Origin of the sequence: Dolichospermum sp. UHCC 0352, assembly GCF_009711925.1 — a bacterium.
In the GTDB taxonomy this organism is placed as follows: Bacteria; Cyanobacteriota; Cyanobacteriia; order Cyanobacteriales; family Nostocaceae; genus Dolichospermum; species Dolichospermum lemmermannii.
Genome location: NZ_VIKY01000049.1, coordinates 1 through 18118, shown reverse-complemented (window position 1 = coordinate 18118; position 18118 = coordinate 1). Strand labels below are relative to the sequence as shown.

The 18118-nt window shown below is 38.1% G+C and carries 19 protein-coding genes; 12 read left to right on the top strand and 7 right to left on the bottom strand.

The window, feature by feature from the left end; translation table 11 throughout:
• The first annotated feature begins 158 nt into the window (after positions 1-158).
• Positions 159-2033 (top strand): hypothetical protein, encoded by a 1875-nt coding sequence (locus FJR06_RS03115; RefSeq protein ID WP_168650717.1) that lies wholly within the window; start codon positions 159-161, stop codon positions 2031-2033.
• 143 nt (positions 2034-2176) lie between these two features.
• Here FJR06_RS03115 and FJR06_RS03110 read toward each other — a convergent pair whose 3' ends face one another.
• Complete coding sequence (locus tag FJR06_RS03110; protein WP_148766439.1) at positions 2177-3043, bottom strand: shikimate dehydrogenase; 867 nt, start codon at positions 3041-3043, stop codon at positions 2177-2179.
• A gap of 106 nt (positions 3044-3149) precedes the next feature.
• Here FJR06_RS03110 and FJR06_RS03105 point away from each other — a divergent pair, with 106 nt between their 5' ends.
• Entirely contained in the window at positions 3150-4052 is a 903-nt protein-coding gene (locus FJR06_RS03105; protein ID WP_015078862.1) for an alpha/beta fold hydrolase, read from the top strand.
• Between the two features lie 207 nt (positions 4053-4259).
• Positions 4260-4721 (top strand): pyridoxamine 5'-phosphate oxidase family protein, encoded by a 462-nt coding sequence (locus FJR06_RS03100; RefSeq protein ID WP_015078861.1) that lies wholly within the window; start codon positions 4260-4262, stop codon positions 4719-4721.
• A gap of 164 nt (positions 4722-4885) precedes the next feature.
• On the opposite strand, the gene ilvA is transcribed toward FJR06_RS03100, so the two are convergent.
• Positions 4886-6397, bottom strand: a complete 1512-nt coding sequence (ilvA, locus tag FJR06_RS03095) for a threonine ammonia-lyase, biosynthetic (protein ID WP_015078860.1) — start codon at positions 6395-6397, stop codon at positions 4886-4888.
• 205 nt (positions 6398-6602) lie between these two features.
• Here ilvA and FJR06_RS03090 point away from each other — a divergent pair, with 205 nt between their 5' ends.
• Complete coding sequence (locus FJR06_RS03090) at positions 6603-7094, top strand: DUF2141 domain-containing protein (RefSeq protein WP_168633343.1); 492 nt, start codon at positions 6603-6605, stop codon at positions 7092-7094.
• Between the two features lie 109 nt (positions 7095-7203).
• On the opposite strand, the gene FJR06_RS03085 is transcribed toward FJR06_RS03090, so the two are convergent.
• Positions 7204-7995 carry a CsgG/HfaB family protein gene (locus tag FJR06_RS03085; protein WP_148766451.1) on the bottom strand — a complete coding sequence of 264 codons (792 nt, stop codon included), beginning with the start codon at positions 7993-7995 and terminating at the stop codon, positions 7204-7206.
• A 689-nt stretch (positions 7996-8684) separates the two neighbouring features.
• On the opposite strand from FJR06_RS03085, the gene cysE reads away from it, so the two are divergent.
• The 7 genes from cysE to FJR06_RS03050 all read left to right on the top strand — a co-directional run bounded on the left by cysE (position 8685) and on the right by FJR06_RS03050 (position 12893).
• Positions 8685-9416 (top strand): serine O-acetyltransferase, encoded by a 732-nt coding sequence (gene cysE, locus FJR06_RS03080; RefSeq protein ID WP_168650715.1) that lies wholly within the window; start codon positions 8685-8687, stop codon positions 9414-9416.
• Positions 9417-9444: 28 nt separating this feature from the next.
• Complete coding sequence (locus FJR06_RS03075; RefSeq protein ID WP_041458242.1) at positions 9445-9699, top strand: Asr1405/Asl0597 family protein; 255 nt, start codon at positions 9445-9447, stop codon at positions 9697-9699.
• A gap of 270 nt (positions 9700-9969) precedes the next feature.
• On the top strand, positions 9970-10176 hold the full coding sequence (locus tag FJR06_RS03070) for a DUF2949 domain-containing protein (RefSeq protein ID WP_015078855.1): 207 nt from the start codon (positions 9970-9972) through the stop codon (positions 10174-10176).
• Between the two features lie 446 nt (positions 10177-10622).
• The gene (gene nifV / locus FJR06_RS03065; protein WP_015078854.1) at positions 10623-11753 is read left to right on the top strand and encodes a homocitrate synthase; all 1131 of its coding nucleotides are present in this window, start codon (positions 10623-10625) and stop codon (positions 11751-11753) included.
• The gene (locus FJR06_RS03060) at positions 11743-12030 is read left to right on the top strand and encodes a nitrogen fixation protein NifZ (RefSeq protein WP_015078853.1); all 288 of its coding nucleotides are present in this window, start codon (positions 11743-11745) and stop codon (positions 12028-12030) included. Before nifV ends, FJR06_RS03060 begins: the two co-directional genes overlap by 11 nt.
• Entirely contained in the window at positions 12005-12208 is a 204-nt protein-coding gene (nifT, locus tag FJR06_RS03055; RefSeq protein WP_015078852.1) for a putative nitrogen fixation protein NifT, read from the top strand. The genes FJR06_RS03060 and nifT overlap by 26 nt, the downstream gene beginning before the upstream one ends.
• A 139-nt stretch (positions 12209-12347) precedes the next feature.
• Positions 12348-12893, top strand: a complete 546-nt coding sequence (locus FJR06_RS03050; RefSeq protein WP_015078851.1) for a (2Fe-2S) ferredoxin domain-containing protein — start codon at positions 12348-12350, stop codon at positions 12891-12893.
• A gap of 170 nt (positions 12894-13063) precedes the next feature.
• On the opposite strand, the gene FJR06_RS03045 is transcribed toward FJR06_RS03050, so the two are convergent.
• From FJR06_RS03045 to FJR06_RS03035, 3 genes are all read right to left on the bottom strand, one after another.
• Positions 13064-13510 carry a type II toxin-antitoxin system VapC family toxin gene (locus tag FJR06_RS03045; RefSeq protein ID WP_015078850.1) on the bottom strand — a complete coding sequence of 149 codons (447 nt, stop codon included), beginning with the start codon at positions 13508-13510 and terminating at the stop codon, positions 13064-13066.
• Positions 13507-13749 carry a hypothetical protein gene (locus tag FJR06_RS03040; RefSeq protein ID WP_015078849.1) on the bottom strand — a complete coding sequence of 81 codons (243 nt, stop codon included), beginning with the start codon at positions 13747-13749 and terminating at the stop codon, positions 13507-13509. Before FJR06_RS03040 ends, FJR06_RS03045 begins: the two co-directional genes overlap by 4 nt.
• A gap of 332 nt (positions 13750-14081) precedes the next feature.
• Positions 14082-15464, bottom strand: coding sequence for a 1-acyl-sn-glycerol-3-phosphate acyltransferase (locus FJR06_RS03035; protein ID WP_174782874.1), 1383 nt, complete (start codon positions 15462-15464; stop codon positions 14082-14084).
• Positions 15465-15668: 204 nt separating this feature from the next.
• Between FJR06_RS03035 and FJR06_RS03030 the strand changes: the two genes are divergently transcribed.
• Positions 15669-17477 carry a proline--tRNA ligase gene (locus FJR06_RS03030; RefSeq protein ID WP_168650713.1) on the top strand — a complete coding sequence of 603 codons (1809 nt, stop codon included), beginning with the start codon at positions 15669-15671 and terminating at the stop codon, positions 17475-17477.
• Between the two features lie 85 nt (positions 17478-17562).
• Here the strand turns inward: FJR06_RS03030 and FJR06_RS24635 are convergent, their stop codons facing one another.
• Positions 17563-17697 (bottom strand): hypothetical protein, encoded by a 135-nt coding sequence (locus FJR06_RS24635; RefSeq protein ID WP_256369476.1) that lies wholly within the window; start codon positions 17695-17697, stop codon positions 17563-17565.
• Positions 17698-18118 lie beyond the last annotated feature (421 nt).

Sequence of the window (18118 nt, the reverse complement as noted above, 5' to 3'; positions counted from 1 at the left end):
AGATAACCATTAAAAAATCCCTAAAAAGCTTATACCATCTGCTTTTTTAATTTTTAATTGTTAATTTTTAATTCCGCCCTGCGGTACTAGTCTCTAGTCCTAAATTCCCAGTCCCCTTGATAATCAAAACTATATAGAAAGAGTGGCAGTAACGCTTTATGGAAGCAACAGTTCAACAACAATATCTACAGGTTTTAAGCGATATCTTGCAGGAAAGATTAGTGGCTCAACTGCTTGATAGTCAGGATTTCCAGGTCAAATGCGCCATCAGAAATGATGAATTGATGATTTTAACTCAACATCCTGCCGATGTGTTAGTTGACACACAGCAAGTTTTTGAGGTGTTAGAACAAGCACTGCAATGGCAATTCAACTACCAAACTCAACGGGTACAATTTTTCTTGAGAATTGCTGGAGAAAGGCGTCCCTATGCTCAATATTTCCTAGATTTTCAAATTCCCAGTATAGATTCAGAACAAGAAACTGAGGATGAATTTCCAAGTCCTACAGTAGACAGAGAAAGAGAAACAGTGAACATAGAAAATGAGAGAGACAGTCTCTTTATTTCTGCTGATCTTCAAACACCATCATCTCCAATTACAGACACCGAAGACGAACCCATTATTGATTCATTTCTTCCCAGTTCCGAAGAATCTTTCTCAGATTATTTACTACTAGATTCACATTTATCTCTGGATGAAAACGAAGTTGAGAAAATTGAAGACATTGAAGAAAAGTTTGCTCCTTTTGCGAATATCGCAGACAAACCCAGAAACAGACAATTATCACTATCACTTCCCCCCGTACAAATAATGATTGGTACGGCTGTAGTTATCGCCCTCCTTGCCAGTAGTGGTGCTTTCGTTCTCCATCGTGGTTGTGTAATTTCTGAATGTAAGGAATTACAAACAGCACAGCAATTTAAAAGTGAGTATCAGCAGCAGATCAAACGGACAAAATCACAAAAAGACTTATTAACAATGCAACAAAAACTAGATAAAGTAGTTGCAGATTTGCAAGAAATTCCTGAGTGGTCTCCCCGTTATCAAGACTCTCAGGTATTGGTTAATAGTTTTTCTGAACAGTCAACAAAAATCAACCAGGTGCTAAAAGCCTTACAAATAGGATCTTCAGCCCAGAAAAAAACTCAAACTCCTCCTCAGAGTTTAGATGAGTTACGCAATAGACAAAAGTTGTGGAGAGAGGCAATTACCTCATTAGAGATAATTAACCCAAGTCATGAACTCTATGGATTGGTAACAGCTAATTTATCAAATTATCAAAATACTTTAAAAACTGTTAATGATCAGTTGCTTAAAGAGGAAACATGGGTACAAAGAATTGCCAATGCCAAAACTTTAGGAGAAAACGCTACTAAACGCCAAGCCACTGCTAAATCTGCACCCGAATGGCAAAAGGTAGAATCTGATTTCCAGACAGCAATTAATACCTTAAAGATTATCCCTATAGATAGTTTGGAAACTGAGAATGCCCGCAAGCTATTAGCAGAATACCAACCAAAAATTATTGTAGCCCGCGATCGCGCCAAAAAAGAACAATTAGCAGCCACATCCTATCAACAAGCTATAAAAGCCGCTAATCAAGCTCAAGCCTATAGTAATCAAAATCAATGGCAAGGTGCGGTCAAGTCTTGGGAACAGGCTTTAGAAGCTGCTAAACAAGTGAGTCAAGATAGTTTCTATTTCAATCAAGCTACAGCCCTGATTGAACCCTATACAGCATCTCTAAAACAGGCACAAGAACAACTCCAAATCTATGGTGATTTAACTCAAACTCGCGCTGAACTCAATAGCACTTGTACCAATACCATTAAGATTTGTACTTTTACTATCAAGAATCAGAAAATTAGTGTCCGCTTAACTCCTGAATATGACCGATTATTACAAGCTAATAATCGAGAAATACAAAGTCATTTCCAAAGCTTGAAATATGCTCTTGCTGTCATTGGTCAAAATGCTCAACTTCCTGTATTTATCTATAATGCCCAAGGACAGGAAAGGGATATGCGGTAACCACAGTAGGGGACTGGGGAGCAGGGGAGAAATTTTCTTCCTGACAACTGACAACTGTACGGACGAAGCATTTGGAGAACTATTTTTGGCAATGATCGATAATTTATCTTCCAAATGCTTCGCCCCTACTGACAACTGACTCCTCATATCCCCAGGTGATTTTGCAATGCTTGACGCATTTCGTTGACGGGGACTGTTTCCTGTTGTAACCAGATTTTTAAGGCTGCTGCACCTTGTTGGACAAGCATTTCTAAACCATCAATCATAATTGCTCCTTGTTTTTCGGCTAGGTGCAAAAATTTGGTGGGTTTAGGGATATAAATTAAATCATAGACAATGGCATCACCAGGCAAATAACCCATTTCTTGACTACTCAATGGCGATTCATCAACATGGGGATACATTCCCATCGGGGTTGTATTTACCAGTAGGTTAGCTTGGTGGAGTAGGTTCGGTAATTCTTGCCATTCATGCACCTGAAATTTATCTGCAAAGGGTGAATTTTGCCAACTTTGAGTAAATGCTTGTAATTTTTGTAAATTCCGCCCTACCACGTGAATTTCTGCCAAACCCAGTTGAATACAACCCGCTACCACAGCCCTCGCTGCCCCACCATTCCCTAAAATTACCGCTTTTTTCTGACTCCAATCTTGATGATATGTTGTTTGTAAAGGGGCAATAAATCCTGCCACATCTGTGTTTGTCCCCACCCATTTATCACCTTGACGAGTGACGGTATTCACTGCACCGATAGCTTGAGCAATCGGGGAAATTTCGGATAATAACGGCAATATTGCTTGTTTATGGGGAATTGTGATACTAAATCCTACAACACCAATACTAGCAAAACCTGCGATCGCTCTCTCTAAATTTTCCGGTGCAACGGGAAAAGGCAAATACACATAATCTAATCCCAGTTTAGCCAAAGCCGCATTGTGCATCAATGGTGAAAGGGAATGTGACACAGGATGTCCAATAACTCCCAAAAGTTGCGTTTTTCCAGTAATCATTTTTATTAGTTGTCAGTTGTTAGTAGTCAGTTGTCCGTTGTCCGTTGTCCGTTGGTTAATAATTTGATTTACAATTATTCACAGTAACTTAATATTTCTTTGTAATATGCAAACAAGTATCGCTTCCTCCACAAATCCGATTCCTGGTCAATACTGGCAATGGCGCGGACACAATGTGTACTATGTACAAGCAGGAGAACCACACCTTCAGCGTCCACCCTTGCTATTAGTACATGGTTTTGGTGCTTCCACAGACCATTGGCGCAAGAATATCACAGAATTAAGTGCAGATTTCCAAGTATTTGCCATTGACCTGTTAGGATTTGGGCGTTCCGCCAAACCTAATTTACAGTATAGCGGTGACTTGTGGCGCGACCAACTCCATGATTTTATCAGTGAAGTCATCGGTCAAAAGACAATTTTAGCAGGTAATTCTTTAGGTGGTTACGCTTGTTTATGCGTTGCTTCCCAACGTCCTGACAGTGCTGCTGGTGTGGTATTACTTAATAGTGCTGGTCCATTTTCCCCACCAGAAAATCAAATTCAACCTGCTATCAATCCTCTACAAAAAGTTTTAGGTAAAACTGTTAAATGGTTTTTTAAACAACGTTTAGCCCAGTCTTTATTATTTCAATATACGCGCCAAAAGTGGGTAATTCGCCGAACCTTAGCAAAAGTTTATCTTGATCAAAGTGCAATTACAGATCAATTAGTAGCAGAAATTCAGCGTCCAGCTTTTGATCAAGGGGCGTTAGATGTATTTGTTTCTGTTTTTAGTAGTCCTCAAGGGGCAAAAGTTGACATTTTACTTAAACAATTAACTTGTCCATTATTGTTATTATGGGGAGAAGCAGATCCTTGGATGAAAGCGCGAGAACGTTCCCAAAAATTCCATGAATATTATCCCCAATTAACAGAATATTTTCTCACAGCTGGTCATTGTCCCCATGATGAAATTCCTGAACAAGTGAACTCACATTTACGGGATTGGGTAATTAATTTGAGTTAAAAATAAAATGGGCGGGCAATATGCCCAGCCCAAAGTATTTTAATTATAATTTTATCTAATTGACATCTTCTTTAAGGTATATTTATTTAGTTATAAATTGGTAATAGCAGATTTTGATAATTACTTCTTTAGACTCATGTATATAAATCGAAAACCTTTAACACTAAAAATGTAACTCATGTCCATAACACTAAAATTATAGATATAATGACACAATCTGTAGACACAAAACCACAAGTTCAAGAATTGCGTAACCTGCTTGCAGGTTTTGAATGTGGGATGTTAACCACAGTTGATGATGATGCCACTTTACATAGTCGTCCTATGTCAATTTGTAATGAAATTGACAATGATGCTACACTCTGGTTTTTTACATTAGTCAATTCCCATAAAGTAGTAGAAATCGAACATCATCAACAGGTGAATATTAGTTTTTCCGCACCTAATCAACAACGATATGTTTCCATATTAGGAACAGCCCAATTAACAAGAGATCGTAATCAACTGCAAGGAAAATGGCAACACAAATTACAAACTTGGTTTCCAAAAGGAATAAATGAACCAAATCTTGCATTACTGAAAGTCAAAGTTAATCAAGTAGATTATTGGGAGAGTTCATCTAGTTCTAGTCCGCAAACGATTAGTTTTTTGGAACTATCACACCGTTAATTATGTAAATTGCCATAATCCCAATAAAACCAAAATTACAGCAATTTTCACATACTTAAACCACAGCTTAAATTAATTAATTTCTTCCTTTGCGCCTTTGCTCCTTTGCGCCTTTGCGCGAAACAAAAATAAGATGTGGTTTATTTACTTAAAAATAGCTGAAATCATCCTAAAAATAACTTATATGCCGGATTATCGCTTTCATTGCAATAATGATAACCAAGATTATCTAAGAATGATTGCCATTCTGTTGTTTCATGGGGGGGAACTTGCATTCCTACCACAATTCTTCCATAGTCTGCGCCATTATTGCGATAATGAAATAAGCTAATATTCCAATCAGGAGACATAGAAGTTACAAATTGCATTAAAGCCCCTGGACGTTCGGGAAATTCAAAGCGATAAAGTAGTTCGTTTTCTGCAAGGGGAGAATGTCCTCCTACCATGTGACGCAAATGCAGTTTTGTTAATTCATCATCTGTTAAATCTATGGTTTTTAAACCGTGAGATTCAAAATTTTCGACCATTTTAGCAGCGTCGGCACGATTTTCTATTTGCACACCTACAAAAATATGCGCTTCTTTTTGGTCAGCAATGCGATAGTTAAATTCTGTGAGATTGCGCTTACCAATACATTCACAAAACTTTCTTAAACTACCTCTTGCTTCGGGAATTCTCACTGCAAAGATGGCTTCTCGACGTTCTCCAAATTCTGCCCGTTCTGCCACAAAACGTAAACGATCAAAATTCATGTTAGCACCACAAGCAACGGCAACGAGGGTTTTATTTTGAATTTGTTCACGTTCTGCGTAGAGTTTTGCGCCAGCGATCGCTAATGCCCCCGCAGGTTCTAAAATAGAACGAGTATCCTCAAACACGTCTTTAATTGCCGCACAGGTGGCATCTGTATCCACTAAAATAATTTCGTCTACATATTGCTGACAGAGGCGGAAGGTTTCTTCTCCTACTTCCCGCACCGCTACACCGTCAGCAAATAAACCCACCTGAGACAATCGCACTCTTTCGCCAGCTTGCAATGATTGATACATTGCGTTAGCGTCTACAGGTTCAACACCAATAATTTTAATATCGGGACGCAACCGTTTAACATAAGCTGCAATACCAGAAATCAAGCCACCACCACCAATAGCCACAAATATGGCATGAATGGGTTGCTGATATTGGCGCAGGATTTCCATACCGATTGTTCCCTGGCCAGCAATCACTTCCGGATCATCAAAGGGATGTATAAAGGTTAACCCTTTTTCTGCTTCCAGTTGTCGGGCGTAGGCGTAAGCATCATCATAGTTATTGCCATATAAGACAACTTCTCCTCCCCGCGCTTTGACTGCATTTATTTTTACCTGGGGCGTAATCACGGGCATAACGATGATGGCTTTTGTTCCCAAGCGACTGGCAGCTAAGGCTACACCTTGGGCATGATTTCCCGCAGAAGCCGCTATGACACCCTGTTCAAGTAAGTCTGGGGTGAGATTGACCATTTTGTTATATGCGCCCCGCAGTTTGAAGGAGAAGACTGATTGCATATCTTCCCGTTTCAGGAGGAGTTGATTATTCAGCCTCGCGGAGAGGTTCGGGGCATATTCTAGTGGTGTTTCTTGGGCTACATCATAGACGCGGGCGGTGAGGATTTGTACCAGGTAGTCGCAATACATATCAAGGGGTGCAATTGGGGTTGGTTGTTAATTCTACCGCTTGTTGGTTAGTTGGAGAGGATGGTTTTGGAAAATGATTTTGCCCCTCTATTAGCAGGTAAACTCGCTATAATAGAGATTTTTGCGGCTGTTAGTCGCTGATAAAAATCCCAATTGACAACATTTCTGGGTAAGATAATAGTTCTATTTAATAGAGGGTAAATTAATGAAGCAACAGTTAAATATCGCGTTAGGTCAAGCGTCAAGCCGGGGATTAATATTACTACTCCCTATTTTGGGAAATTTTCTCTTTTTAGCTAGTGCTAAAGCAGATTTGACTAGTAGTCTGACGATTGAAGTAGAAGGATTGAAAAACAAATCTGGACAAATTTGTGCTACTCTTTTTGATCAAAGTAAAGGATTTCCTGGTGATAGTAAAAAGGCTTGGCAATCCGAGTGTACTAAAATTACAGAAATGCCTCAAAAACTGATTTTTAAGGATTTAAAACCAGGTAATTATGCTGTTGCATTAATCCATGATGCCAATGGCAATAGTAATCTTGATACTAATTCTTTTGGTATGCCCACAGAAGGTTTTGGATTTTCTCAAAATCCAGAGGTTTTAACCGGACCTCCTAAGTTTAATGATTCGGCTGTTACTGTATCTAAAACTAATACTGATATTAAGATTAAGATGAAATATTTCTTTGGTTCTTAGCTAGAGACAGCGTAACCTACAATTATTAATTAACAGTGGGTTACGCTGCATCAAATTTATATTCCTTCTTAATCCTTTTTCCCTAGGAAAAAATGAACAGTTACACCATTTATTCCAATTCTAAAACTTTTTGAGTATTCTCACGACGACGCTGTTCTTTCTTTTCAAACTCAGCTACACAGCTACCTTTATCAACCATTACACAGCTTAGATAATTGGTGATTTCGACCAATCCTGCGCGAAGTGCTTTACCGACAGGGGCTTTGGTTGTTTTTTGATTATCACCACCAATATTAATACCAGAAAAACTGATACCACCAGCATTGCTCTTAGATTCACTAGTAGCAAGTCCTTCAACAGTACGGGAATAAACTACTTCTCCATTACTGGAATCCACAACACGCAAATCAATAGCAACATAAGCTTTTTCCTTTTCTTTCCTGGTGCCACCACCTAGACCAAAACGACCTATTCTAATCCCGCTTATCCCTAGTCCACCGGATTCCTTCTTAACTCCTTCTTCATAAGCAGTTACTTTGCCCAGAATAATATATTTTGCCCCGGTCAGTTCTCCCTTTTTTGCCCCGGTTTCTTTGCGAACTAATCCAGCTTGAGCAAGTTCTTGTTCGGAAAGGACTGCTCCTAACTTTTGTCGCTCAACAACGGTGAATTTTCCTGTTGATGTTAATTCATTGCTCAAGGCATCTGCTAACTGTTGAGATGTATTGCTGTTCCACCACCACCAGTTGGAGTTAGTTTCATTCTTGAAGTCTGGTACTGAAATTCTAGGTTTTTCTTGAGCAAAAGCATTCAGGCTACCAATAGACAAACTCAAAGTTACGGTTGCTAATGCAATTGCAGTGTTACGACTTAAGCTCTGATAAAGAGAAGATGTTTTCATGATTTATAGTCATTCCAAATAGGAAGCAGATGGGATGGTATGAGCAGAATGAACAAACTATAGAATTCGAGCCATATAGCAATGAAGCCAGAATTGCTATAACAATGATCAATAGCTAGAGACTGTATCATAATCTACGGTAAATAACAATACCTTCGCCATTTTGTCAAAGTGCTAACAAAATATGGGTTTCGGACTATGGGTTCAAGGTTATATTCAAACTTTCCCTGTTTTAATTTTTGTATCCCCATATCCAGCAAACAAATCCTAAAACAAAATGAAGAAATCCAATTTTCAACTACCAGAACTATAGAATAATAGTAGTAGTCAGCAATACATAAAATCTATATTTACTGTCATCAAGACAACGGTTATCAGCAAATGAGTACAATTGAAGATATGGAAAAATATCTTGCCTAAATAGCTGTAAAGGCTGACAGGTTAAGAGATTTATTTTGAGTGCAAAAAAGCTGCATCCCTAAGCCGAAAATACAAGTACCCCTGTAATCAAAAGCTAGTACCCCTACCCCAATAAAAAATGTAAATTTCTGTTACATAGGGGTTTAAACCTATTGAGTACAAGCTTAATAAATTTAATAAATCTAATCTGCATTGATAATTTCTGCTGCTGGGGAGTTATCTGATATAAGCATGAAAACAGTACAGGATTTTTTTACCTAACAGTACCAATGCACCAGTCATTAAACAGGATCAGTAAAACCGAGACTGTAAATACAAAGCTCCGAAAAAATGAAAGTTCTAGACTTTTTTTAGAACCATTAATCAGTGATTTTCAGATTATTTTTGAGCGTGATCCAGCAGCACGTAATTGGTTAGAGGTTATATTTTGTTATCCGGGATTTCATGCTCTTTGTTTACATCGTCTTGCACATTGGTTACATATCCACAAGGTGAGTTTTATTCCCCGGTTGATTTCTCATTGGGGACGGTTTTTCACAGGTATTGAAATTCACCCAGGGGCAAAAATTGGTAAGGGTGTATTTATTGATCATGGCATGGGTGTTGTGATTGGTGAAACTGCTATTGTGGGAGACTATACACTCATTTATCAGGGTGTAACATTGGGAGGAACTGGCAAAGAAAGCGGTAAACGTCATCCAACTTTAGGTAATAATGTGATAGTTGGTGCGGGTGCGAAAGTATTAGGAAATATTCAAATTAGCGATCGCGTCCGCATCGGTGCAGGGTCAATTGTCTTGGGTGATGTGCCTCCAGATGCCACTGTAGTCGGCATTCCTGGACGGATTATTGCTCCTAAGTCTCATAATCGCATTTCTCCCTTAGAACATGGCAAATTACCCGATATAGAAGCAGGTATGATTCGTTCTTTACTCTTGCGGATTGAGCAATTAGAACAACAAGTCCAAACTCTCACCAATCATCACCAAGATGATCAATAACGTCAATTTCATAAATCTTGAATTACTAATGTCACACAATTGTAAGTTTTTAACTGTCGGTGAACAAGTTTTGCAGATTCCTTTAGGTGATAGATGGTGTATTTATCACCGTTTGCAAGAGTTGATGATTTCCTGTTCCTGTCCCCCGGATGGGTCTTTGCGCGTGCAAGTTAATAACCTCCAAGAAGCGATTCTTGTTCGCAGTACATTAATGCAATTTTTTGCTTCTCGTCATCAATTGGTGAAGTGGTTAGAGAATTGTTTGTGTAACGGTGTTGAGTAAAGATTGCTGGAAACAATCATGTTTTTTTGATTGGTATTACCAATTACCATTGATGATTTTGAGAATGTCTAATCAAAAGCATATCAAAGATTAATTCTTGATGCAAGTCTGATTTATCTCAAGTCATTATTCACTCACAAACTATCTTGCATATTCAAGATAATTCACATAAGCTAAGGTTCACCCAGTTTGCTAAAACTAAAAAAAATTAGTAATTGCTGATGGGAATAACTTGTACCTTATGTTGATTTCAATTGTCAATGTCCAATTATGGTGATTAATAGTATTGATAGAAAGTTACTGCAATTTCTTCAAAAAGAACTAGCACTTTCCCAGGCTGATATTGCGGTAGCAACGCGACATCCTGAGTTCAATCATGGACCCTTACCGATGCTGCTTTGGCAATATGGTTTAGTGGATTTACAACAACTAGACAGGATTTTTGATTGGCTGGCAGAACACCATGAATTAAGGTAGATGAAAAATTACCAGTACCGCAAGGCGGAATTAAAAATTAAAAATTAATAATTAAAAAAGCGGATCATACAAGCTTTTTAATGGTTTTTAATGGTTATCTTATTTCCGCCGCAGTGTAATAGTGAAACTATGAGGTGAAAATTATGATTACTAGCTTAATTGCTGGCACAAGTATGTTATTTTTTACAGGATTTACTAATATTTGTATGGGTTATTGGCTACTAACAAAATTCACAAATAATACCACGAAAAACATTGGATAAATTATACTTATTTTTTGTTTCTTGTCATACAGATGCAACAGCAATATTTGATTAATAATTAAGGATCGTAAATCATGAATCATGATTTATTCGCTCAATTAAGAATTTATTGCCCATCTACCACCATGAAAAATTGTAGCGAACAAGGATATTACAAAAAACTCCGCTAGAGGGACCTTGAAAATGTATCAAATCATGATTAATGATACGACATTACGTGATGGGGAACAGGCAGCAGGTGTTGCTTTTAACTTAGAAGAAAAAGTAGCGATCGCACAATTTCTCGATGCCATTGGTGTCCATGAATTAGAAGTAGGAATTCCGGCAATGGGAGAAGAAGAAATTCGCGCCATTGTTGCCATTCGTAACTTAGATTTACAAGCTAAATTATTAGGTTGGAATCGGGCTGTTATCTCAGATATTAAAGCTTCTATAGCCTGTGGACTCGAACGAGTACATATTGCTATTCCTGTGTCTGGAGTGCAAATTGCCGCTAAATTTCATGGGCAATGGCGAGTAAGTTTACAAAAACTAAAAGACTGTATTAGCTTCGCATTAGATCAAGGTCTTTGGGTATCAGTTGGTGGCGAAGATTCTTCTAGAGCCGACGAAAACTTTCTCCAAGATGTTGCCATGTTATCACAAGAATGGGGAGCATCTCGGTTTCGGTTTTGTGATACAGTTGGGGTACTTGATCCCTTCCGAACTCACCTTAAAGTTAAGCATTTAGTATCAACTCTATCAATTCCTGTTGAGATTCACACTCATAATGATTTTGGACTAGCAACTGCTAACGCTTTAGCCGGAATCAAAGCTGGTGCTGTATCTGTAAATACTACCGTTAATGGACTAGGAGAAAGAGCCGGAAATGCAGCTTTGGAAGAAGTAATTATGGCTCTAAAATGTATTTACGGTGTTGATTTGGGAATTCAGACTCAACACTTGTTAAAACTATCTCAATTAGTCGCTAAAGCTTCCGGCGCTAATGTTCAACCTTGGAAAGCAATTGTGGGTGAAAATACCTTTGCTCATGAGTCTGGTATTCATGCTCATGGTGTATTACAAAACCCAGTTACTTATGAACCTTATGCTCCTGAAGATGTAGGTTGGGAACGGCGTTTAGTCATAGGTAAACATTCTGGTCGGCATTCATTATCTAATCTATTAGAACAGCATGGCATCTTTCTCGATTCTCAAGAAACCCAAGCTGTTTTAGATGTAGTCCGTCAGCAATCAATCCTCAGAAAACGCAGTCTCACTACAGAAGAATTATTAAATTTAGTCAGCGAAAAAAGGTATTCCCATGCAACGTGATGAAATAGAACTGGACTCGCAACCCATTTTTGAAATTGGTCAAAAAGTTCGAGTTAAGAAACTAATCAAAAACGATGGAACTTTTCCAGGTAGAGAAATTGGGGAAGTTTTAGCCAAAATTGGTGATGTTGGTTATGTCTCCAGCATTGGTACATTTTTGCAAGCTTATTATATCTATGCTGTACATTTTTTGGAAACAGGGTACATCATCGGTTGTCGAAAAAGAGAACTAGAATCTGCTGAGGAAACACATGAAAGTAATGCTCCGAATGAATGATGCTGGTACTTTAGTTGTCTACGTCCCTAAAAAAGACTTAGAAGAAGAAGTAGTTAAAGAAACAGATGGTGCAGCAGGTAAAATTCTCACTTTAACTAATGGTTGGGAATTAGAATTTAGTGAATTTCCCGATAAAAGTCGTTTACCAGTAACAGTGGAAGCTAAACGTCTTTCTTAAAATTCCCATCAATACCAAGAAGGTAAAAGGTAAAATCTCTTTTCCCTCTTCCTTCTTTCTTCTTGCTTCTGACTACTGACTCCTGACTCCTGACTCCTAAGTTATTAAATTTTCTCTTGAAAAAATTGGGTTATCGCAAATGGGTGAAAAATATTTGGCTTTATCGGAATTGAATATTGAAGGACAGTTTTTAGGTTTTGCAGGTAAAAAAACCGAGAAATGTAAACATTTACAGTTAGCAATTCCTGGGGGAAATATCAAAATTAAAATTCCTAAAAATTTACGTTGTTCTATAGGTTTATCTTTAGTCCCTGGTGAGCAAATTCATATAGATGCTATTAGTAAATTAAACCCCCGTAACAGGAAATTAAAACTCGAAGCTTATCAAATTCAAGCAGTGGGTTTTTGTCTGATCAAAAATCCGCTTCCTCTTCCTCAACCTAAAGCCAAGATTATGGTATGTCAAAAATCTGGTTGTCTGAAACGGGGTGGAAAGGGGTTATTATCAGACTTAGAAAAAACTTTGGGCGATCGCGGTTTATCTGATAAAGTAACTATTGAACATACCGATTGTCAAAAACGCTGTAGCAGCGCCCCCAATTGTGTTTTAATGTTAGGTAAAAAACAATACAAAAAAGCTCATCCAGAAGCCATAGCGTCCTTGCTAGAGAATCATTTGAGTTAACTTGTCAATATATCTGATAAAATCGTTGCCAAAAGTACATCGCATTATCTCGTTCCCAGTCTCTGACTGGGAATGCTATAACAGAGGCTCTGCCTCTACTATTATTGAAGGCACAGAATCAGGATACCCAGGATTAAAGGATTTACAGGATAATTTTATTCACAATATTCTTAGCTATTAATACTTTGAGGATGAATAATCGTAATTTCTGGAACAGCTATAAAATCTTTGGGGTTTAAAGTTAAAATATGGCTGATATTATGAGCAAGCATCACGGCTAATATGTGTATATCGTGAGTGCGTTTACCAGAAATATTATATGTTGTCACCAAGTTCAACCAAATAGAAAATACATCTGGTATCTCTTCTAGTAAATCAAATTGATTTATTAGCATTTGTACTGCTTGAGTTGTTTGTTTTCCAGTCCATCCTAATCCATTAACATTAACAGGACGAGTAGCAACAACCCAAAATTCAATGATTACCTGAGAGGTAATAAAACATTGATGATTATTAGATATTAAATATTTAATTGTTTTATCAACTAAATGAAAATCTGGAGATGTTATATCTCTTGAACGTAACAGAATATTGGTATCTAATAAGTAATTACTCATCTTCCTCTATCATCATAAATGTTTTCTCGACGTAGTGCTTCATCAGGAAGATTAACAGAACTTTGAGGAGCTTTTTCTATCCACTCTTGCCAAAGTTTTAATCTTTCTTCAGAGGTTAAAGGCTTTTTAGTTTGTTTGTTGAAATCCTGATAAATCAGCCTTTCTTGGAAAAGTTGTTTTTCGTCGGGAGTTAATTTGGAAACAATTTCTACAAGGGAGTCAACAAGTTGTATATTCATAATTATTTATGTCATTTACTAGGTTATAGGCAATATTACACTGTATATCAATTATAAACCCTAAACTGTAAGAATCAGGATATCCAGGATTAAAGGATTTACAGGATGTTTATTGCAAAATTCTTTTAGTCCATTTTAACGGACTTTCGCTATAAGACTGGGAATAAATTCCCAGGCGGGTGATGATGCTTCATGAAGTATAATTTCTCTATCCTAATTATCAACAACTAATAAATAAGCAAAAAATTACATCCTGAAAATCCTCAAATCCTGGATATCCTGATTCTGACAAGATTAAAATTATGTAAACAACTAGCCAAATTACCAAAAAATCATCCCTTCTCCACCAAACCCTCCAAAACCTGCTGCAAATCACTCGTCAACTCAGCCACAGATTGTCTAGCAGCAACCCGACTACCTTTATAAACCGGATAACGTTCAGAAACAGAAATTGGTGTACCCACAGTTATCTTCACCTGCTGCTTACCCAATTGTGGACGATTTAAAGGAATATTCCCCTTAATTTTATTCACCATATCCCATAAAAGTAAAGTCATTTCTGCAAATCTTTCCACCGTTGGTTTTTCGCGGATATAAATCCCAGAAACAGCTACAAAACTCTCAACTAACCTCATGTGCCACATCCGAAAATATGCTTCCTCAGCAATTCTATCTCCCAAACTTTTATCAATAGATGATAATAATTTAATATCCTTAAAATCTTCCCTAAATATATAATTCCAACCTGCTTGTTCTACCCGTCTACATCTATCATTCCAATTTCCTCTAGATGGTAAATCAAAATATTGTTCAGCAATAAATAAAGCGATATTCATTACAGCTTGTAACCGATAAGCTAAAGCCTCATTTCTATCTGTAATTTCCTCATTAGTAATCTTTTCATCTGGCAATGTTTGATGATAAAATTTAGTATAAAATTGCTCCATTACCGATAATAAATGTTCAGCTAACCCTAATAATCGGGGATAAAGCGCAGCAAAAGAAGCCTCAGTTTTCTCTTGATTTACCAATAAACCACTAGCCGCTTCTAATTCAGTTAACAAATTTGCTATATTATCCCAAGGCTGATTAACATAACTATATTTAATGCCAATTGGTACAATTAAAACTTCCTCATCTCTTCCCGCTTTTTGTAAATCTTCCGCACACCAAAAACCCATCTGTGCGATACCCGGTTCTAAAGGACTAATAATCTCCGATAAACCATTTGTAGCACCTTCTGGCGCAGCAGCCATCGGAAACTGACCATTAGCATACAAATCCCGTGCGGAACGCAACCCAGTCCAATCGGCTTTACCGCGTTGAATCGGAGTTCCCCCCAAGTGAGAAATTACCCAACCCACGTGAGAACCAGCCCAAAGAGGAATTCCCCGATCATAGATAAAATGGGCATGAAGTGGATATTGTAGCCGTGTACCCCCAACTCGTGCTACTTTAGGCAAGATTTGGGACAATAAATAAGTTAAACAAAGAGGGTCTACTGTTTGAGGATGACGAAACGCCAACATAAACCGGATTTTACCATCCTGAAACCGTTGATAGCAATCCGCCAAAGTTTCAACGTTGTCTGCTTCAATGTTGCTAATCGGTGTTTTCCACCGAATCCAGTTAGGTAGCACTAGATGTACCAAATTTAACAACAAGGGGTTAAAAGCTGGCGGAATAAATTCTAAGGGTGGTTGTGCTTGATACATTGCTTCAGACAAGGTAGTTATCTCCTCAAGTTAGATGGAAAGAGTATTGTTTCGCGCAAAGACGCAAAGGAGCAAAGACGCAAAGAAATAGATGAATTCATTTTGTGGTTTAGGTTGTAAGTCCTGACTACAAAACTTTTTTGACTAGATGAAAATATTTTAGATGTAACTGATTTGAAAAATTAGCAAGTAAAGGTAAAAAGAATGCGATTATCACAAATGTTATTTGTTACACTACGGGATGATCCTGCTGATGCGGAAATCCCTAGTCATAAATTATTACTCCGTGCCGGATATATCCGTCGCATCGGTAGTGGGATTTATGCTTATCTTCCCCTAATGTGGCGGGTTTTGCAAAAGGTTTCCCAAATTGTCCGGGAAGAAATGAATGCTACCGGCGCACAAGAATGTTTATTACCACAGTTACAACCTGCGGAATTATGGCAAGAATCGGGACGCTGGGACACCTATACTAAGGCTGAAGGAATTATGTTTTCTTTGGTTGATAGAAGAGAACAACAATTAGGACTAGGACCAACTCATGAGGAAGTAATTACTACTGTTGCCCGTGATATGATTCGTTCATATCGTCAATTACCTGTACATTTATATCAACTACAAACTAAATTTCGTGATGAAATTCGTCCTCGTTTCGGTTTAATGCGTGGACGAGAATTTATCATGAAAGATGGTTATTCTTTCCATGCTGATGAAGAAAGTTTGAAAAAAACTTACCAGGAAATGTACACTGCTTACAGTAATATGTTACGGCGTTCTGGTTTAGCTTTTCGGGCTGTGGAAGCTGATTCTGGGGCTATTGGTGGTTCTGGTTCGACAGAATTTATGGTCTTAGCAGATGCGGGAGAAGATGAGGTTCTCTATACTGAAGATGGTAAATATGCGGCTAACGTAGAAAAAGCAGTTTCTTTAGCAGCGGAAGCGGAAACTTCACCTTTTACAACTTACGAAAAACGGGAAACTCCGGGAATTGATACAATTGAAAAACTTTGTAATTTCCTCAAGTGTTCTCCTACCCAAATTGTCAAAAACGTTTTATATCAACTTGTCTATGATAACGGTTTAACTGTTTTGGTGTTGATAAATATTCGCGGAGATCAGGAAATCAATGAAGTTAAATTACAAAATGAATTAACTAAATTAGCTCCTCAATTTGGTGCTAAAACCATTCTGACTTTAACTGTACCCAATGCCGAAGCCCAAGAAACGTGGCAAGCTAAATCTTTACCTTTAGGTTATATCGCACCAGACATTGCTGATGATTATATTGCGGGAAGTAAACAGGTAAATTCTCAATTTGTGCGGTTGGTAGATCAAACTGCGGTGGAGTTAAAGAATTTTGTTACTGGTGCAAATGAAAGCGGTTTTCACGTAGTTGGCGCAAATTGGAATGAGCAATTTAAATTACCTGCTCTAACCGTAGATATTCGTAAGGCAAAATTAGGTGATCGCTCACTTCACGACTCAAGCCAAACCCTACAAACAGCTAGAGGCATCGAAGCCGGTCACATCTTCCAACTAGGGATAAAATACTCCCAAGCCATGGGTGCAACCTATACCAACGAACAAGGAGAAGAAAAGCCTTTAGTTATGGGTTGTTATGGTGTGGGTGTGTCTCGGTTAGCACAATCAGCCGTTGAACAATCCTATGATAAAGATGGCATAATTTGGCCAGTAGCGATCGCACCATATCACGCCATTATCACAATTCCTAACATTAAAGATGCCCAACAGATCGCCGTCGCCGAAAAACTTTACACAGAACTGAACAAAGCAGGGGTAGAAACGTTATTAGATGACAGAGATGAACGTGCAGGAGTTAAATTCAAAGATGCAGACTTAATCGGGATTCCCTTTAGAATAGTGACGGGAAGAGCGATTACAAATGGTAAAGTTGAAGTCGTAAAACGCGCAAATCGTGAATCTCAAGAAATTGTCATTGAGGAAGTCATCAATACATTGCAACAATGGATTAATGAGGCAATAGAACGTTAAAATTCAACTCTTGTGGGGTGGGCATACTATGGCTAACGCCACGCTGCGCTATCGACAAGCTCAGTACAAGTCTTGCCCGCCATCATCATAGATCATTTTCACTCAAACCGGCAATTTTTAAGTAAGTAGGCTGAGAAAAACCAAAATGTGTCAAGAAAAGTAAAATCGCCCAAAACTTCTTCACTCTTGCATGAGTGCCTCTTTCCTGTTTCCTTGCCATAACGACAATAATTTTTAACGCCAACCTACTTAATAGATTTAGGGTAGTATTAGATATACCTGTAAATACGCAATAAATGATCGGAAAAAACTTCTGTTTTTCCCTCCCCTACTCCCCCTGCCCCTCTTCTCCCCCTGCTTGCCTTTACCCGTCATTTTTGGATTGACAGACTACTATCATTGTTTCACCCTCGTAAATTGGCTAAGGTATTGCCTAAAAAAAATATTTTCCCAACCCCCTTGACAGGAAAAGAAAGGATTGCTATATTAGTTGAGTGCCGGAGAAAGAAAACAACTCACGGCAACTGAACCGAGAAAAAATAATACTTTGAAAGAATAGATTAAACCAATCCTCGTCGTCAAGATAATTGAAAGAGGATTCGAGATTTTAACTAATTTCGGAGCCGACAAACTCGAAAGAA

Coding starts and splice junctions, on each gene's coding strand:
- FJR06_RS03050 (WP_015078851.1), top strand. CDS start 12,348: ATGGGTGAAAAATATTTGGCTTTATCGGAATTGAATATTGAAGGACAG.
- FJR06_RS03090 (WP_168633343.1), top strand. CDS start 6,603: ATGAAGCAACAGTTAAATATCGCGTTAGGTCAAGCGTCAAGCCGGGGA.
- FJR06_RS03045 (WP_015078850.1), bottom strand. CDS start 13,510: ATGAGTAATTACTTATTAGATACCAATATTCTGTTACGTTCAAGAGAT.
- FJR06_RS03035 (WP_174782874.1), bottom strand. CDS start 15,464: ATGTATCAAGCACAACCACCCTTAGAATTTATTCCGCCAGCTTTTAAC.
- FJR06_RS03030 (WP_168650713.1), top strand. CDS start 15,669: ATGCGATTATCACAAATGTTATTTGTTACACTACGGGATGATCCTGCT.
- FJR06_RS03040 (WP_015078849.1), bottom strand. CDS start 13,749: ATGAATATACAACTTGTTGACTCCCTTGTAGAAATTGTTTCCAAATTA.
- nifT (WP_015078852.1), top strand. CDS start 12,005: ATGAAAGTAATGCTCCGAATGAATGATGCTGGTACTTTAGTTGTCTAC.
- FJR06_RS03085 (WP_148766451.1), bottom strand. CDS start 7,995: ATGAAAACATCTTCTCTTTATCAGAGCTTAAGTCGTAACACTGCAATT.
- FJR06_RS03110 (WP_148766439.1), bottom strand. CDS start 3,043: ATGATTACTGGAAAAACGCAACTTTTGGGAGTTATTGGACATCCTGTG.
- FJR06_RS03105 (WP_015078862.1), top strand. CDS start 3,150: ATGCAAACAAGTATCGCTTCCTCCACAAATCCGATTCCTGGTCAATAC.
- cysE (WP_168650715.1), top strand. CDS start 8,685: ATGCACCAGTCATTAAACAGGATCAGTAAAACCGAGACTGTAAATACA.
- FJR06_RS03100 (WP_015078861.1), top strand. CDS start 4,260: ATGACACAATCTGTAGACACAAAACCACAAGTTCAAGAATTGCGTAAC.
- FJR06_RS03075 (WP_041458242.1), top strand. CDS start 9,445: ATGTCACACAATTGTAAGTTTTTAACTGTCGGTGAACAAGTTTTGCAG.
- ilvA (WP_015078860.1), bottom strand. CDS start 6,397: ATGTATTGCGACTACCTGGTACAAATCCTCACCGCCCGCGTCTATGAT.
- FJR06_RS03070 (WP_015078855.1), top strand. CDS start 9,970: ATGGTGATTAATAGTATTGATAGAAAGTTACTGCAATTTCTTCAAAAA.
- FJR06_RS03115 (WP_168650717.1), top strand. CDS start 159: ATGGAAGCAACAGTTCAACAACAATATCTACAGGTTTTAAGCGATATC.
- FJR06_RS24635 (WP_256369476.1), bottom strand. CDS start 17,697: ATGGCAAGGAAACAGGAAAGAGGCACTCATGCAAGAGTGAAGAAGTTT.
- nifV (WP_015078854.1), top strand. CDS start 10,623: ATGTATCAAATCATGATTAATGATACGACATTACGTGATGGGGAACAG.
- FJR06_RS03060 (WP_015078853.1), top strand. CDS start 11,743: ATGCAACGTGATGAAATAGAACTGGACTCGCAACCCATTTTTGAAATT.